This is a genomic window from Ruegeria sp. AN11, from assembly GCF_056536005.1.
The window spans coordinates 1-15,293 of record NZ_JBQFJD010000001.1 but is presented as its reverse complement, the minus strand read 5'-3'; the positions used below and the strand labels follow the sequence as shown (position 1 = coordinate 15,293).

The following is a 15,293-nucleotide window of genomic DNA, read 5'->3' as shown; positions in this document are numbered from 1 at the left end:
GTTGACAGAAGCCTATCCGAAAGCCAACCTATCAGGCAAACCGCAATATCTAATATAGGATATCGGTCAGGTGAATTTTGCTACATTGGACCTCAATCTTTTGCGCGTGTTGGACGCCCTCTTTAGCGAAGGCTCAACTGTCAAGGCGGCCGACAAGCTCGGCATGTCGCAATCCGCAGTCTCCGGAGCATTGTCGCGTCTTCGTCATGCTTTGGACGACCCCCTTTTTGTCCGGCAGGGAAACCGTTTGGTCGCTACCGATTATGCGTCCAGGATTGAATCCAGTTTGCGCGAAGAACTCGAACGTCTTGCGGCTCTGCTAGCTCCGCCAGCTACCTTTGATCCGCGAACCGCTGAAGGCACTTTCCGGATCGCCGCCAGCGATTTTTTCGCGGAACTCCTGATGCCACCCTTAGGAGATCTCCTGCAAAAGTCAGCGCCCAATCTACGAGCGCAGCTGGTTGATCTGGTTCCGAATGACTATGTGGCCAGTCTTGAACGACGCAACGCTGACATAGCACTGATCCCAGATTTGCTCCTGCCGGACTGGGTCAATCGGGAGCCACTCTTCCATTCGCCGTTCCACGTGATAGCTCGCAAGGGAAATCCAAAGCTTGAGGAGCTTCAGAAAGGAACGCAGATGCACATGGATACGTTCTGCGCACTCCACCACGTCTTGTTTTCCCCAGAAGGGAATCTGGCTGCGATGGGCGATGCTGCCCTTAATCGCGTCGGAAAACAGCGACAGGTTGCTATGACAGTGCCCGTCTTTAGTGGCGTTTGCCGTGCGGTTAGCGAAAGCGACCTCATCGCGCTTGTACCCGCGCAGCTTGCAAAGAAAGTGGCCAAGACATTCGAACTGAACGTGTTCGAACCTCCGATGCATATTGAACCGGCGTTGATCATCGGCATCTGGCACAAGCGTTTTGACAACGCCCCGATGGCGGCGTGGATGCGTAGCCAAGTCTTCGAATTAATGAAGGGTTTGGAATTTGACGGTTAGTCAAACTGTTCTAAGCAGCGCCCGTATGGCAGATACAAGTTGACGTTTCGAATAACAGAATCGAAATAGGTTCTATCAGCCAATGCAGATACTAGCTCATGCCCGGCGAGCGATAGCTTTGTCCGCAAGTTAGACATTCGTTGCCATTGAGCGAATGACTGCCCCGATCCCAATACAGTCGAGCAGCAAACTTGCCTATCCACTTCGCAATCTGTCATCGACTTCCGACAAATCACGCCGAGCGCGCTGTTCGAGGGCCCTTGCGCCATTTCTTGTGGCGGCTTGGATTGCTCGCGTCAGCCAGCCGCGTTCTGTAGCTCGAAGACCTGCGTTCTTACCGGGCAACGTGTGCGCAAGCAGTCGACAAATTTCCGGCTCCCAGTTACGCTCTTGGCTTCGCTCAACGAATGACAGAGCGTCATGTAGCAAATCCTGTGCGGTGCTCTGCTCTCCTTCAGACATCAAGAGTTCGGCGCAAAGTGATTGGAAAAACGGAAGCCATGGGTTGCGGGCCGTCAGAGACAGTCTGTCGATAGCTGCGCGGACGACATCCGATCCTTTTTTACCGGACCAGCCAAGTATCACGTCGGCATAAGCAGCCCACAATTCACTCTCCTGCTCTTCGGCTAACGATTTCAGGTGCTGTCCGTAATGCTTTGCCGTCTCAGCGTCTGCGCGCATTGCTGCCGACATTGCGCATGCAAACATCAGGGCGTACGCAAGGCTGCTTGCATGCCCAATCTTGCGTGCGTGGGCTACCGCTTCAACACCAAGTCGCTCTGCTTCTGCACATTCTCCTCGCAACGAAAAGATAATTGCCAGAATGGACAGCCCAGCAACGCGGGGATCATAGCCATAGTCCAATGCGACTTTCTGATGCCGATCCAGGTCGTACATCGCAAGGAGCTTCTGAGCATGCGTATCCGCCTCGGCCAATCTGCCCAAATAGAGAGACCAAGCGACGACCCGGTGACCTTGCAAAAGCCCTGCCTCGTCTTCCAGTTCCTCCGCAAGCGCCAGCAGCTCTTGGGCTAAAGCGAGCGCACTACCATATTCCGCCCTAGACACATGTATCAGATACTCACCGTAGTTAACTGGCAGTAAACCTCTGCGATCGCGAAGTTTTTCGCAAAGAGCCCTTGCCTTCGCGTAGATCTCATATGTCTCTTTTGCACTCCAGCCATTGACGACAAGTATTAGAGGTGCGAGCGCCATGACAAGCTCAAGCTCTCTTCTGTCCCGTTCGTCAGACTGAGGGAGCATATTGAGTGCTGCGAGACCTTCGCGAAAATGCTTAATCGCTTCATGATCCGCCGACCGTTGCTGCATCAGGCGTCCAGCATGGAACCACAGATGCACCGCTTCATCAAAGCGCCTGGCCTCAAAGAGGTGACGCGCAATTGCCTCAGCTGGGAACCTGCTGTCTCCACTTAGGCCGATCAACGCATCAGCGATTTTACCATGCAACTTTTCGCGCTCGCGCTTCAACAGGCTAGCTAGCGCTGCGTCTTGAACCAGAGCGTGAGTGAACATGTATTCAACTTTACCTCCGTGGTCCTCGCGCGCAAAGATAGCGGCATCTACCAACTTGGAAATGTTTTGCTCAATGTCGGCAGGGTCTGTGTCCAAAACGTTGGCCAGAAGATCTCGTGGAACCCGGCGCCCCAACATTGCGCCAACTTGAGCAAGACGTTTGGCTTGGCCTAAACCGTCAAGGCGAGTGGATAAGGACTCGTCTAGCGTTTCAGGTATCGTTGAAATGCCGTTCCTCTCACCTCCGTCGCGCAAAGCCCGACAGAACTCTTCGAGGAACAGAGGTACCCCCTCAGCCCTGGTTACAATTTCTTCGGTGCGGTCTCGGGAGCTTGGTTCCCTGAGTAGTTTTTCGCGAACAATTTCTCTGCTTGCTCTGCGTCCCAACCGGTTCAGTGAAATTGCTGTCACATTATGCTGTCTAACCCATTCGGGATCAAATCCAGGGCGCGAGGTGACGACCACAAGTATTGGCAATTGGCGTGTGCGAGCAATCAGTTGAGTCAGCAATTTTAACGAACTGGGATCAGACCAATGCGCATCTTCAAAAATCAGGCAGGCATATCCGTTTTTTGCTGGTCGGCACAGCCAATCCAACAAAGCCGCAATGAAATTTCGGCGCTTCTGTGTTGGCTGACCGCTAACCATGGGGGTATCTTCGATCGACAGGTAGTCTTCGACGCTTTTGGCGGCCTCGCTGCCGAGCAAGGAATCAACGTGGCCCGACAGCTTCGATAGTCGGGTTTTCTTTGAATCGTTGTCCAAAACTTCGGCGGTCGTTTCGAGCAACGTGATGAAAGGATAAAGCGCACTAGTGCTGTGTTGCTCCTAGCACTGTGTAATCACTGACGTAGAATTGCTTTGCATCAGTCGATCGTGAAGATGCGCGGCTAGGCGAGACTTTCCGATGCCGGGTTCTCCACTCAGAAGGATTGTCTGCCCCTCACCCTCGCAGACACTTTGCCACCGAGATTGCAGCAGGGCGATTTCAGCGCCTCGACCTACAATTTTGGTCAGGCCACGTTCGCTGCGCGCTTCGATACGGCTTTTGGCATTGGTTCGGCCCAATACACGAAACACCCGAAGCGGGTGATCAATTCCTTTCAGCTTTTGTTCGCCGATGGCTTCGGTGTTCACAAAACCCTCGGCCAGTAGACGTACTGCACCACTAACATAAATCTCGTCTGCCTCGGCCAATTGTTCGAGTCGCGATGCGACAATTGGCGCTTCACCAACAATTGAATGCTTCTCCCGCGTGCGGCCCGCTCCCATTTCACCCGCCACGACTCGACCGGTGTGAATCCCTATGCGCACCTGCAAGGCGTCGCCTTCAGGCAACGGAATGCTACGCGCTGCATGCCTAAGTGCGAGAGCAGCTTCGACTGCACGAAGTGCGTCATCTTCATGCGCGTTTGGATACCCAAAGTAAGCCATCAGCCCATCGCCAAGATACTTGGCGACATGGCCACCTTGCCGTTCGATAGCTTGCGCGCTGGCCATGTGAAACGAGGCCAACAAATCGCGCAAATCTTCGGTCGACATTTTCTGAGCCAAGCGCGTTGAATCAACTAGATCGGAAAACAATACTGTGACACGCCGGTTTTCTGGCTTTTCATCAGTATGGGTGTTCTCGACATGTGCGAATGCTGCAGCTGCCCGAAGGAGCTTCTTTCGGTGCCCGAGAGGCATTTTAAGCAAGCGCAAATCTTCATCGCGAAGATCCCGGAGTGTTTCGAGCTCCACAGCCTCATCCCGGAAAACATCGATATACTCTTCGAGTCCAATCTCCTTCAGAAATCGGTCGATCGACATGCCGATGTGTTTGGTAGGTCCCACCCCTCCAGACTAGCAGGCATATAAAAGATTGTCGCGATTTGTATTTTCTAAAGGTCTTCTTTGTCCGCAAAGCAGACGCCCAACGAGCTCTTTCTGATGGCTGCTTCTTACCTCACCAACGCGTATCCTACGCTCAATTTCGATTGGTTGTTAAGGCAATGCGACCGGGTTTTCATCGAGTGTCCGGAGGTAAGAAATCAAGTCTGCGCGATCCTGATCAAACCAAACTCCATCTAAGTCCATCTTTGTTCCCGGAATGTATTCTCGTGGACGCCCAAGAAGCGAGTTGAGATTGTCGTAGTCCCAGACACCTGAAGTCGCTGAGAAAGCCGTCGAGTACTCGTAGCCATCGTACGAGCCAATGGTGCGCCCGAGAACTCCCCAAAGTGGCGGACCTTCATTGGCTTGAAATTGCCCATGGTTCTCCAAGCTGTGACAGGCTTTGCAGGCACCTGCCAGAGTTTCTCCTCGGCCCCTATCGGCATTACCAATCAAGTGCTTCACACTAGGGATACTGGCACTTGTAGGTACGCCAGCATCCAATAGCATGGTCACGATTTCGTCGTGCCCACGCAACGAGGCGAAATGCAGTGCTGTCCCAAGCCAAGGATCCACGACAGTTGGATCAGCGCCGGCTTCCAAAAGCAATCGAACAACTTCTGTGTGTCCGTTGCTTGATGCAGCATGGATTGGGTATGCAAAAGTTTTTTCTTACTCCGCATTGGGAAGAGAGTAGTTTGGGTCGGCCCCAGCCTCCAACAGGGCCGCGACCACGTCGGTACGACCGAACCGAGATGCGACTACGAGTGGTGACGAACCTTCAAAACGAGCGCCTGTGGTGCTCGGCAGATCCACCGGCACTCCTTTTTCGATTTCTGACATAACTTTTGCGACATCGCCTTTTCGAGCCATCAAGTGGATCATTTCAGCGGAACCTGTCGACATGGTGGCGCATAGCGCAGCCACGCCCGCGAGGAATGTTTTACAAGTTCTGTTCATTGCGGCATCCCCCCGGTTGTGGGAGCCTTAATACCACAACTAGTCGTCAATTTCATTTCTTGCAAAGAGTGGCCGCTTTGTCCGCAAAGCCGACGTTCATGCTTGGCGCATCGGGCGACCGCTCTGAGCCCGAAGCGGTCACTAAAATGCGACAAACAAAGCATTCCGTTTCTTTTGCTTTAAGCAATTGCTGCAATGCGGCATAGTGGTGGTGCATGTGCGATAAAGTCTCATGGAGCTTCGGTTGTGCCTAAGAAAAAAATAGATATCGCTCTTCAGGGTGGTGGATCGCATGGCGCTTTCACTTGGGGCGTTCTGGATCGATTGCTGCAGCTTGAAGATCTTGAAATAGTAGGCATTTCTGGCACCAGTGCCGGGGCAATGAATGCCGTCGCCCTGGCACAGGGCCTAACACAGGCTGGGCCTGAGGGTGCTCGCAACTTGCTTAGGCACTATTGGACACAGGTGAGTCGGGCCAGCAGGGCGAGTCCATACAAACGAACTTTGTGGAACAGGTTACGAGGCGATTGGAGCCTGGAGCATTCTCCCGGCTTCATCATTTCCCAGTTTACACGTCAAATGGCGTCACCGTACCAGTTCAATCCGCTCAACATTAATCCCTTACGGGACATTGTGCGGAACTGTTTTGATTTTGAAGCCATCAATTCAGCAGAAGGGCCGCGCATCTTTCTGTCCGCTACAAATGTGCGGACTGGGCGCCCTAAAGTCTTTCGCCAACCCGATCTAAGTGCAGATGCGGTCATGGCGTCGGCCTGCCTTCCACATGTCTTCAAAGCTGTGGAAATTGACGGAGAAGCGTATTGGGATGGCGGTTACATGGGTAATCCACCGCTCTTCCCCTTGGTGGACGAGACCGAGGCGCGAGACATTGTCATTGTTCAAATTAATCCGTTCGAACGCGCGGAAATTCCCACAACGCCCTATGAGATCGAAAATCGCCTTAATGAAATTACGTTCAACGCCAGCTTGATGAAAGAATTACGCTCTCTAGGGTTCCTTTGGGAGATTATAGAACACGACAATCTGGATCGCGCGGCTTACCGCGATGGGCGCTTGCACAGGATCCATGCATCCGGGGCTATGTGTGACCTCGGCGTGTCCAGCAAGATGAACGCAGAGATGGCCTTTCTGGACTACCTTTTCGAAATCGGGCGTAAAACTGCTGACGCGTGGGTGAACTCAGAGTGGCCAGACGTTGGAAAGACCTCAACATGGCGGCCTAGAGAGATTTTTGAAGAAAGCCTCCAGCCGGCGCATCTGGCCGAAGGTACCGATCGGGAGGCCAAGAAATGATGGATATAGCCTCTGTTCTACTCTCGCTCTTTTTGCTCATGTACTTTGCGTTCCGCGGTGTCACGCTGCTGATATTGGCGCCGCTCCTTGCTTTGCTGGCAGCTGCTTTGACGGGCGCATTGCCGCTGCTGGCCAGCTTCACGCAGATATTCATGACGAATACAGGCGATTTCATCATTTCGTTTTTCCTCTGTTCTTTCTTGGTGCAATCTTCGGCAAGCTAATGGACGACAGCGGCTCGGCGCGTTCGATCGCACATTGGGTGATCTCCAAGCTTGGCACTGACAAAGCCATTCTGGCGGTCGTCTTGTGCTGTGGCGTACTAACCTACGGTGGGGTTTCGCTCTTCGTGGTGGCATTCGCGATCTATCCGATCGCAGCCGCTCTCTTCCGTGACGCGGATATTCCCAAACGGCTTATTCCCGGAGCGCTCGCGCTTGGCGCGTTCACTTTCACGATGTCGGCTCTACCTGGCACCCCTGCGATCCAGAACGCCATCCCGATGCCATTCTTCGGAACCACGGCTTTCGCCGCACCGGGTCTTGGGATCATCGCGGCCGCCATCATGGCTGGTCTAGGAATGGCGTGGCTCAACCGCCGCGCGTCCCGTGCAGAAGCTGCCGGTGAAGGATATGGACAACACGATGAGGTGCTTCCCGAACTGGACAGTGAGATGCGCACGCGATCCCAGGGCGAAGGCTTCGACTTGAACGAAATTGAACCAAGCAATACACCTCAAACGATTGAACCGAGCTTCGCGCTGGCCATCACCCCGGTAGTGCTTGTGGTCGTGGTTAATTTCCTCTTCATCCAGGTAGCCGTTCCGCGTTTTGATGCCAGTTATCTTGCCGAACCGTTGTTTGGTCAGACAACCATTGAGGCTGTACGTGGCGTTTGGTCAATCATTGTCGCACTTACCACTTCGATCCTGTTTCTGCTCGCAGCAAATTGGACCCGTCTGGTAAGCGTCAAAACAAGCCTCAACAAGGGAGCTGATGCGGCCGTATTGCCGATCTTCAACACAGCCAGTCTCGTGGGTTTTGGCGCCGTTATAGCGGCACTACCGGTTTTCAGGCGATCACAAATGCCATGCTGGGCTTGAGTGAGGGCAATCCACTTATTGCCGTGGCGGTTTCTGTTACGACGCTCTCAGCGATCACGGGTTCTGCCTCTGGCGGTATGAGTATCGCTCTTGATGCATTAGGTTCACAATTTGTCGAACTTGCCGCCGCAACCAATACCTCGTTGGAAGCCATGCATCGCGTAACATCTGTCGCTTCGGGCGCTCTCGACGCATTGCCCCATAACGGTGCGGTGATCACGGTGCTCGGTATTTGTGGACTGACCCATCGAGAAGCATATGGTGATATATTCGTAGTTGCTGTTCTGGTGCCGATGATTGCATTGATTGCAATCATCCTGCTTGGGTCACTTTTCGGCGGGTTTTAAAGCCTGATAAGATCAGAAAACTCGGCGCAGCGCCGTCGTCGGATGGAGAGATCGCCACCCATCCGAACGCCTTTTACGTAGCCTAAGGTAGGTTCGAAACGAACATTTGGATAATAAATGCATTAGCAATATCGACAAAGAAAGCTGAAACCAACGGAAGCACAATGAAGGCAAGCGGAGATGGGCCGTACTTGTGCGTCACAGCAGTCATGTTTGCGATAGCCGTTGGCGTAGCTCCGAGAGCGAAACCCGCGAAACCAGCCGACATCACGCCAGCAAAGTAGTTTCGCCCCATCGTTCGATAGACAACGAAAATGATAAAAACAGCAGCAGCGGCAGCTTGAAGCGTCATAGTAACGGCTAAAACCCCAGCCGAACCCGCCAAAGTCCAAAGTTGCATACTCATCAGCGACATTGAAAGAAACACCGCTAGCGAGAAGTCTTGCAATAGTTGCAAAGAAGCGGTTCCCGTTGGTGTTTTGATCTTTGGGAAAACTCTGGGCGTCAGGTTTGCAAGTAAAATACCAGAAAGAAGGCATGGCACGAAGAGTGGCAAGTTTGCTCCGGTCAGCTCCAGCGATTCATCTGCAATGTAACCAATCACAATTGCAACATGTGTCCAAAGAATGGCTCTCATCATTCCAGGATTTGTTGGACCACCGGTTGGATCGTTTGAAGCAACCACTCCACTACCTTCTTCGTTGGAATTGGTAGCCGCAGTTTTTCCTTCGCACTTGGTTCTAGTTGGTCACGGGCGATCAAGTAGCTGGCGATTGGACCACCTATCAGGCTCGCCATGATCAATCCGATCGTCGCCGCTGCTATACCGAGTTCCGCTGCGCCCGCTACAGCATATTGCTCTTCTACCACTGGGCCCCACGCTATCGCGGTACCGTGACCACCAATTAGAGATGTAGTTCCCATCATCACACCAGCTTGGGATGGCAACCCAAATAGTGAAGCCCCAACAACGCCTATTCCGTTTTGGACAAACATGTACCCAATGGTCAGTACAAGCATAAGGCCCAGAAGCGGTCCGCCTTTAATTAGGTCCGAAAACCTGGCATTAAGCCCAATTGTGGTGAAGAAATAGATCAGCAAAGAGTCGCGCGAAGCCAAATCATAAACTACTTCTCGACCTGTCGCAGTCACCACGCCTAGCGTCACAAGTGCAGCCAGCAAGCCCCCTGAAACCGGCTCGGGGATTGAGTACTTGCGTAAAAACTCAAACTGCTCTGTGAGCCTGGAACCGAGAAAGTACACGACGATGCCCAGTGTCACAGCAATAAAACTATCAACCACTATCGGTTCTGCCATGAACAGCCTCCTAACTTCGCTGCGCGACTAACCCCACCTTTTGCAGCGGCATCGCGTCCTTCGAAAACTACGACAACTCTCGCTTTGGTTTGCTGCACTCAACCTTGGAGGTGGCAAAGCTCTACCTGCAGCCTTTTCAGTTCTGTCTCATAGCACTATTTAGAGATCTTCTTATTCTTCGCCATTCCCAACACCTCTTTGCCACAAGTAGCTTTTTTTCTTAGCACACTTGGAGTGAGTTCGTTCGCCGCAAAGGACTTGGGGACAAAACAAACCAACAACCTACGCGTCCAGAATTTCCGGCGCCTCTATTACCGGCCACCAGACATGCGTGGCGAGCCATTCATAATCAGCCCCACCGGCACCGTTCATTCCAGTTGATTGCTTGTGTGCAGAAATAAGTTTTTGGCTGAAACGATGCCCCCCTCGGACGAACTTTTTGAGTTCGCGATGCACGGTCCAGTTTAGAGCCAATCCCAACTCAGTGATTTGAAACCCATCGTCAACACGCTGCAAGTTCGGGTCAGCTAAGAGCTTTAACTGTCGTCTTACGCTGGTCTGAGGCAGGTTTGTGTATTTGGCTAAACCGCGCGTTGTCCAAGGTTGAGGGTGAATAACAAGTGCTTGATGCACCCTCTGCATAGGGGGAGGATACTTGAAATGATCAAACGTAACTTGCCAGCGGCGCCAAAGACGCAACCGATTGCGCTCAGTTTCACTCATCGACATAGTCAAATACTTTAATGGTTGTAGTTCAACTGGCAAGTCGACTTAAGCAAGGTTCCCGTTAGCGACATGAAGCCTCTGTGGTTTACCGTGGCGGACGATCGCTCCAAAGTGTCCCCGACTTAAAACGCTGATAGCCGTAGTCGAACAGCGCTCGCATGTAGTCTGGATCGAAAGGTTCAGCCAGCGGGTAGTCGAAATCTGTTCCGATCCAAGTAGCTTGGTAATCTGCGCCTCTCTGCAGGCTTAGTTTGTACGCAATCGTGAGATCATCTACGCCTTGTGCTTTGATAAGTGTAGAAAGCGATCGTGCGGACACTTGGAAGACCCCCGGTTTTATTACTCTTAGTTCTGGCTCAACTTTGCCGTTTCGGATCGCATATAGTTTGCCTCCGCGAGCATATTTTCTTGGGATATCCCATCCTGGAACGTAAGCGGTTTGAGAATAGACACCACCATCAACATGAAGTTCATCCCTAACACCATCCTGAGTTTCGACGTCGATTAAAACGGGAGGGAAAACGCCTGGTATTGCGGCTGAAGCTAACAGCACATCTACGAAAACCTTTTTTGCATTTGGTGCCCCGCTGTTTGCGATCGCGCCTAAGTCCCAAAGCACAGGCCTTTGCGCGTCCAAGCTGACCGATTGAACCAACAAGCGTCGGCCACGACGATGTTCGTTAGCTACCTTGGCTAGGAAGTCGTCAGTAATGTAACTTTCGATGAGTTGCCTTAATGGGTCAGAACTCTTCACAGAAGCACCACTCAGAATCCCAGTAATGAACCTTCCTTTGAAAATTCGGGACGGTGGCAGCCCACCGTACAGGTTCTTGAGTTCATCGTCATAATCGCTTCCTAAAAAGGCGAAGGGCGCAGCCAACGCGCCCGTAGAAACCCCTGTAACTGCCATAAACTCTGGACGAGTACCGGCTTCGCTCCATGCGGAAAGAATACCAGCGGCGAAGGCTCCATCTTCGCCCCCACCAGATAGTGTCAGTGTGTAGTCTGAAGTAACCCCCGATGCTTGTCGCTGGCGTAGCGAGGTTTCTAGAAGCGCACTGATATTTGTCGGAGCAACATCAGCCCAATAGCGAGCACCTTCGATACCGAACTTGTGGGTCCTCCGTAGCGCTTACTGGAGTCCTCGAAATATTTGAGCAAGCCACTTGGAAAAGTAAAAGGAAGACAAAGAGTTTTTTCCAATACATGCGTCCCGTCTCCCCCGCGACTAACTGACTTGGGATAGGCTAGGACAAACGCCCAAATCATCAAAATGGACCATTTTTTTTAATCTCAGTTCTAACCTTTGGGGCACATTGTTTGTTCCCAACTCATTGGTCGCCTTCAAACAAATACCAGAAATAAGAAACTTGATTTTCATAGTATTAGCGTTTCTCGGACGGCGCCATTTCTGTACTGGTTGGTAGGACATCAGTGTGAGACGTCTGCTCAGCACGCGAAACAGGGTCAACTGACCATACCCTTTGTCCCAAATACAAAGCAAAACAAAACATGACCGCAAAATTCACCCAATAGAGCGCAATGTCACCGAAGAAGGTTGTAGCGACATTCGCGATCAGAGGACCGGTGATGGATCCTAAAGTCCAAACCAAAAGCATAGTCACCGCCGCCGAAGACACAAAGACCGGAACCGTTCTGTCTAACGCGTGCGCTACAAGCAAAGAATAAAGGGTGAGCAAGCTACCACCCAGTAACACCAGTATGATGGAAAGGATTAGGAAACCGACTGAGTTGTAATCGAATGAATTGACGTTGTGGTCATAGTCCACATCGACGAGAATCCCCATAGCAAATAGAACTAGTGTTGCAGTGGTCGATGCGATCAAAATTACTATCCGGCGATCCATCTTGTCGGATAGCCGACCAAGCGGAAACTGAAAAAGAACGCGCCCGAGATAGATTAAAGCGACCATAATGGCCACGTTGATAATCTCGATCCCGAGCTGAGCAGCGCTGTAGGGAACTACGCTCAACAGCGTTGTAGATACCATACCAATAGCAAAAACACCCACAGCCGCGGCTGGTGCATCTTTGAACAAACCGCGCACCCGAATGGGTACCGGTGTGTCATTGTTGGGTGGCGTTGATCGAGTAGTCGAGATAACCGCAATTGAAAGGCAGTAAAACAAAGCGACGTAGACGAATGCCTCTCGAATATCCCCAGGCACTACAAAGACTAAGAACTGACTGAATACCGCGACTATGCCTACGACAATCGAATAGACTGCGAGGACACTCCCACGGGTCTTTTCCGCTGCGGTCTCATTCAACCAAGTGTCGCCAATTGAAAACAGCCCTGCAGTCGCCAAACCGCTAAGGAAACGCAAGAAGACAAGAAATGGCGTACTGGTGGAAACCGAAAACAGTATGGCCACAGCGATCGCGATAGCTGCGCCAAAAGCAAATGCACGGATATGGCCAAAATCAACGATGGATCTGGCAACGACAAAGCAGCCGACTAGAATCCCGCCGAATATGCCGACGCCGCCACGGAAGCAGCTTCTTGAGATGCCCCAATTTCAGAAAACGCAAGTGGAACCAAAGTACCAGATCCAGCAGTAGCCAATTGCACAGCAGCCATTGCTATGAAGAGAGACTGAAGATTGAGAACTTGTTTTCTAATTGCCAACACACCCTACCTTCAAGTTTTTGCTACTTCTCACATCTACTCAAGTAGACGCGCAGTATCTCCCTGAATTATGCGCCGCACCCCAAAAACAGTAGCTCTGAGTTCTACTGAAATCGTAAACCGCTTGACACCATAGTGGCAGGTCAGGGTTTCGCGACGGCAGCATTCTTGTTGAATTTTAGCTTACGCTTTGTAATCCAACAATAAAATGTTTCCAATTCATGGTATTTTCGCTGAGCCATTTTGGCTCACCCAAATTTGTGAAAGTCTACTGTTGCAGGCAGAGTTGGTTCAAACGAACTCTTCTCTCGCGAAGTTTCTTGTGACCATCGCAAATGCCCGACAAGCGAGCAGCTTCGAATAAGAAGGTGAAAAATATGCATCTGAACTTCTTAGGGATACTGGCGGCTGTTTTATTTTGTGCTTTTCCCATCGTAGCTGTAGCACAAGATACCTCCGCGGCGATAAGACCAGCAAAAGTCTTCACTGTTCTTAAAGCCTCATCTGATTTTGAAAGAATTTATCCCGCTATCGTCTACCCTTCGAGGAAGTTGAACTCTCTTTTCGAGTCAGTGGACGAATAATAGAATTACCAATTAGGGCCTCTAGCAATGTGGTGCAGGAAGGCGTTGTTGCGCAGCTAGACACACGAGACTTCGAAGTCGAGGTAGCAAGACTTAATAGCCAACTAGAAGAGGCAGAGGCGAATCTAATTGTACTGAGGTCAGGCGCACGCCCTGAAGAAATTACAGCTTTGGAAGCCTCGGTACAGGCCGCTAAAGCTCAACGAGATCAAGCTCGCGAAGAATACATCCGCTCAGCTCAGCTTTTGGAGAGGTGTAATCCCTACTGCCCAATACCAGCAACGTGAAGCTGCCTTTCGTCTGGCAGAGGCCGAACTGGTGTCGCGAGAAGAGCAGCTGACAATTGGTCGAGTCGGTGGGAGGCCCGAAGAGATAATTGCAGCGGAAGCGTCGATCCGTGGCCTAAAAACACAGGTTCAATCGGCAAAAAACGATCTTTCTGATGCTACGCTTCGAGCGCCGTTCGATGGAACGATTGCCAAGCGCAACGTGGACAACTTCCGTAATGTTCAAGCCGGTGAAACCATCGCCTTAATCCAAGATCTTTCGACCGTGGATGTAAGTTATGACTTGCCCGGCACTGACATAATCGCAATGTCGTCAATTGGCTTCGACAATGTTGTTAGTATGGTTACGTTTGACTCGTTGCCGGGCGTAGAATTGAACGCAGACCTTGTCGAGTTTTCAACGCAAGCAGACGCAGCGACACAAACCTATCGTGGTCGTCTATCAGTAACCCCGCCTGAAGACTTGGTTGTACTGCCTGGGATGGTAGCGCGCGTGATTATTAGGGCGGACGGGCAAAGCGACACGCATGTTGTGGTTCCACTTTCAGCATTAGCGGCAAGCCCCGACGGTTCCCCTTATGTCTGGCTGTTGGATGGATCCAGCAACACCGTTAAGCGCCAACCAGTTGAATTGGGAGAAATATCTGACGACTTCGTGGTCGTAAAAGATGGCCTTGAAGAAGGACACATGGTTGTAACCGCAGGCTTGAGCGAACTGCTGGATGACATGGTAGTTCGCCCGATTTCAAAAGTTGGTGAGTAGCAAATGGATCTCGCTAGGTTTGCAATTGAGAAGCGCCTAATTTCGGCGTTGGTGACTATTCTCATCTTGGTCGCTGGCTATTTTGCATACTTAACTCTTCCTCGTTTCGAAGATCCTGAGTTTATCATCAGGCAAGCTCAGGTCATAACACCTTATCCGGGTGCCACTGCAGAAGAAGTCGCAGAAGAAGTCACCGAGGTGATTGAGAATGCTCTACAAGAGCTCCTAGGGGTAAAAGAGGTGAAGTCAGTTTCATCACCCGGACTCAGCACTGTGACGGTCGAATTTACAATCCCCACAACTCCTGATTTTCCGTCACTTCACGCAAGATTTGCCCAATTGCGCGCAAAGATACTTGACGCTCAAACTAGCCTGCCGCCGAACTCACTCCAATCGCAAGTCTACGATGACTTCGGCGATGTGTATGCCTTGTATTTCGCGATTGTTGGTGATGGCTATTCTATAGCCGAGCTCCACGAGTACGCGAAGGAGCTCCAGAGGGAGTTGGTTGCCGTCAGCGGTGTTTCCAAGGTGGTCTTAAGTGGTGAACAGAATGAAGCAATCTTTGTAGAATACGCACCAGCAAGGTTAATAGAACTTGGAATATCACCACAAAAAATTGGGCAAGTTCTGGAGGGGCAAAACCTCGTAGCGCCGGCGGGTTCCATCAAGTCCAACTCGCGTCGCATAGAGATACGGCCGTCGGCGGCAGTCGACTCAATTGACGCTATCAAAGACCTAGTCGTTTCTGTGCCGAGTAGCGGTGCATCATTTCGACTTTCAGATATCGCAACCGTGTCCCGCGGTTACGTTGAACCCGCAAGCCCCCTAC

General features: G+C 51.6%; 19 protein-coding genes. 8 read left to right on the top strand and 11 right to left on the bottom strand.

The window, feature by feature from the left end:
- Positions 1-70: 70 nt before the first annotated feature.
- Positions 71-1,003 (top strand): LysR family transcriptional regulator, encoded by a 933-nt coding sequence (locus ACR3EQ_RS00095; protein ID WP_170615136.1) that lies wholly within the window; start codon positions 71-73, stop codon positions 1,001-1,003.
- 195 nt (positions 1,004-1,198) lie between these two features.
- Here the strand turns inward: ACR3EQ_RS00095 and ACR3EQ_RS00090 are convergent, their stop codons facing one another.
- From ACR3EQ_RS00090 to ACR3EQ_RS00070, 5 genes are all read right to left on the bottom strand, one after another.
- Positions 1,199-3,301 carry an ATP-binding protein gene (locus tag ACR3EQ_RS00090; protein ID WP_480489537.1) on the bottom strand — a complete coding sequence of 701 codons (2,103 nt, stop codon included), beginning with the start codon at positions 3,299-3,301 and terminating at the stop codon, positions 1,199-1,201.
- A 63-nt stretch (positions 3,302-3,364) separates the two neighbouring features.
- On the bottom strand, positions 3,365-4,348 hold the full coding sequence (locus ACR3EQ_RS00085; protein WP_480489536.1) for an adenylate/guanylate cyclase domain-containing protein: 984 nt from the start codon (positions 4,346-4,348) through the stop codon (positions 3,365-3,367).
- 174 nt (positions 4,349-4,522) lie between these two features.
- The gene (locus tag ACR3EQ_RS00080) at positions 4,523-5,062 is read right to left on the bottom strand and encodes an ankyrin repeat domain-containing protein (protein ID WP_480491721.1); all 540 of its coding nucleotides are present in this window, start codon (positions 5,060-5,062) and stop codon (positions 4,523-4,525) included.
- Positions 5,063-5,083: 21 nt separating this feature from the next.
- The gene (locus tag ACR3EQ_RS00075) at positions 5,084-5,371 is read right to left on the bottom strand and encodes an ankyrin repeat domain-containing protein (RefSeq protein WP_170617665.1); all 288 of its coding nucleotides are present in this window, start codon (positions 5,369-5,371) and stop codon (positions 5,084-5,086) included.
- A gap of 52 nt (positions 5,372-5,423) precedes the next feature.
- Positions 5,424-5,588, bottom strand: coding sequence for a hypothetical protein (locus ACR3EQ_RS00070; protein WP_480489535.1), 165 nt, complete (start codon positions 5,586-5,588; stop codon positions 5,424-5,426).
- A 29-nt stretch (positions 5,589-5,617) separates the two neighbouring features.
- On the opposite strand from ACR3EQ_RS00070, the gene ACR3EQ_RS00065 reads away from it, so the two are divergent.
- The 4 genes from ACR3EQ_RS00065 to ACR3EQ_RS00050 are packed head-to-tail and all read left to right on the top strand — an operon-like array spanning position 5,618 to position 8,134.
- A complete protein-coding gene (locus tag ACR3EQ_RS00065) occupies positions 5,618-6,685 on the top strand; it encodes a patatin-like phospholipase family protein (protein ID WP_480489534.1) in 1,068 nt (355 codons plus the stop codon).
- The gene (locus tag ACR3EQ_RS00060) at positions 6,682-6,909 is read left to right on the top strand and encodes a hypothetical protein (RefSeq protein ID WP_480489533.1); all 228 of its coding nucleotides are present in this window, start codon (positions 6,682-6,684) and stop codon (positions 6,907-6,909) included. The genes ACR3EQ_RS00065 and ACR3EQ_RS00060 overlap by 4 nt, the downstream gene beginning before the upstream one ends.
- Positions 6,909-7,787 carry a GntP family permease gene (locus ACR3EQ_RS00055; protein WP_480489532.1) on the top strand — a complete coding sequence of 293 codons (879 nt, stop codon included), beginning with the start codon at positions 6,909-6,911 and terminating at the stop codon, positions 7,785-7,787. The genes ACR3EQ_RS00060 and ACR3EQ_RS00055 overlap by 1 nt, the downstream gene beginning before the upstream one ends.
- Positions 7,775-8,134 carry a hypothetical protein gene (locus ACR3EQ_RS00050; protein WP_480489531.1) on the top strand — a complete coding sequence of 120 codons (360 nt, stop codon included), beginning with the start codon at positions 7,775-7,777 and terminating at the stop codon, positions 8,132-8,134. The genes ACR3EQ_RS00055 and ACR3EQ_RS00050 overlap by 13 nt, the downstream gene beginning before the upstream one ends.
- An 82-nt stretch (positions 8,135-8,216) precedes the next feature.
- Here the strand turns inward: ACR3EQ_RS00050 and ACR3EQ_RS00045 are convergent, their stop codons facing one another.
- From ACR3EQ_RS00045 to ACR3EQ_RS00020, 6 genes are all read right to left on the bottom strand, one after another.
- On the bottom strand, positions 8,217-8,774 hold the full coding sequence (locus ACR3EQ_RS00045; protein ID WP_480489530.1) for a sodium/glutamate symporter: 558 nt from the start codon (positions 8,772-8,774) through the stop codon (positions 8,217-8,219).
- Positions 8,771-9,451, bottom strand: coding sequence for a sodium/glutamate symporter (locus ACR3EQ_RS00040; RefSeq protein ID WP_480489529.1), 681 nt, complete (start codon positions 9,449-9,451; stop codon positions 8,771-8,773). Before ACR3EQ_RS00040 ends, ACR3EQ_RS00045 begins: the two co-directional genes overlap by 4 nt.
- Complete coding sequence (locus ACR3EQ_RS00035) at positions 9,436-9,549, bottom strand: hypothetical protein (RefSeq protein ID WP_480442377.1); 114 nt, start codon at positions 9,547-9,549, stop codon at positions 9,436-9,438. The genes ACR3EQ_RS00040 and ACR3EQ_RS00035 overlap by 16 nt, the downstream gene beginning before the upstream one ends.
- A 184-nt stretch (positions 9,550-9,733) precedes the next feature.
- Positions 9,734-10,174 carry a hypothetical protein gene (locus tag ACR3EQ_RS00030; RefSeq protein WP_170682580.1) on the bottom strand — a complete coding sequence of 147 codons (441 nt, stop codon included), beginning with the start codon at positions 10,172-10,174 and terminating at the stop codon, positions 9,734-9,736.
- Positions 10,175-10,262: 88 nt separating this feature from the next.
- Positions 10,263-11,174 (bottom strand): patatin-like phospholipase family protein, encoded by a 912-nt coding sequence (locus ACR3EQ_RS00025; RefSeq protein ID WP_480491719.1) that lies wholly within the window; start codon positions 11,172-11,174, stop codon positions 10,263-10,265.
- 388 nt (positions 11,175-11,562) lie between these two features.
- Positions 11,563-12,663 carry an MFS transporter gene (locus ACR3EQ_RS00020; protein WP_480491717.1) on the bottom strand — a complete coding sequence of 367 codons (1,101 nt, stop codon included), beginning with the start codon at positions 12,661-12,663 and terminating at the stop codon, positions 11,563-11,565.
- Between the two features lie 777 nt (positions 12,664-13,440).
- Between ACR3EQ_RS00020 and ACR3EQ_RS00015 the strand changes: the two genes are divergently transcribed.
- From ACR3EQ_RS00015 to ACR3EQ_RS00005, 3 genes are all read left to right on the top strand, one after another.
- The gene (locus tag ACR3EQ_RS00015; RefSeq protein WP_480489528.1) at positions 13,441-13,698 is read left to right on the top strand and encodes a hypothetical protein; all 258 of its coding nucleotides are present in this window, start codon (positions 13,441-13,443) and stop codon (positions 13,696-13,698) included.
- A complete protein-coding gene (locus ACR3EQ_RS00010; RefSeq protein WP_480491716.1) occupies positions 13,619-14,461 on the top strand; it encodes an efflux RND transporter periplasmic adaptor subunit in 843 nt (280 codons plus the stop codon). Before ACR3EQ_RS00015 ends, ACR3EQ_RS00010 begins: the two co-directional genes overlap by 80 nt.
- Before the next feature lie 3 nt (positions 14,462-14,464).
- Positions 14,465-15,293 (top strand): efflux RND transporter permease subunit (locus ACR3EQ_RS00005; RefSeq protein WP_480489527.1); only part of this gene is annotated, 829 nt, incomplete at its 3' end.

What these genes read in the sequence shown, in the direction of transcription:
- ACR3EQ_RS00085 (WP_480489536.1), bottom strand. Translation starts at nt 4,348, where the DNA reads ATGTCGATCGACCGATTTCTGAAGGAGATTGGACTCGAAGAGTATATC.
- ACR3EQ_RS00075 (WP_170617665.1), bottom strand. Translation starts at nt 5,371, where the DNA reads ATGAACAGAACTTGTAAAACATTCCTCGCGGGCGTGGCTGCGCTATGC.
- ACR3EQ_RS00070 (WP_480489535.1), bottom strand. Translation starts at nt 5,588, where the DNA reads ATGCACCACCACTATGCCGCATTGCAGCAATTGCTTAAAGCAAAAGAA.
- ACR3EQ_RS00060 (WP_480489533.1), top strand. Translation starts at nt 6,682, where the DNA reads ATGATGGATATAGCCTCTGTTCTACTCTCGCTCTTTTTGCTCATGTAC.
- ACR3EQ_RS00055 (WP_480489532.1), top strand. Translation starts at nt 6,909, where the DNA reads ATGGACGACAGCGGCTCGGCGCGTTCGATCGCACATTGGGTGATCTCC.
- ACR3EQ_RS00050 (WP_480489531.1), top strand. Translation starts at nt 7,775, where the DNA reads ATGCTGGGCTTGAGTGAGGGCAATCCACTTATTGCCGTGGCGGTTTCT.
- ACR3EQ_RS00045 (WP_480489530.1), bottom strand. Translation starts at nt 8,774, where the DNA reads ATGATGAGAGCCATTCTTTGGACACATGTTGCAATTGTGATTGGTTAC.
- ACR3EQ_RS00040 (WP_480489529.1), bottom strand. Translation starts at nt 9,451, where the DNA reads ATGGCAGAACCGATAGTGGTTGATAGTTTTATTGCTGTGACACTGGGC.
- ACR3EQ_RS00030 (WP_170682580.1), bottom strand. Translation starts at nt 10,174, where the DNA reads ATGAGTGAAACTGAGCGCAATCGGTTGCGTCTTTGGCGCCGCTGGCAA.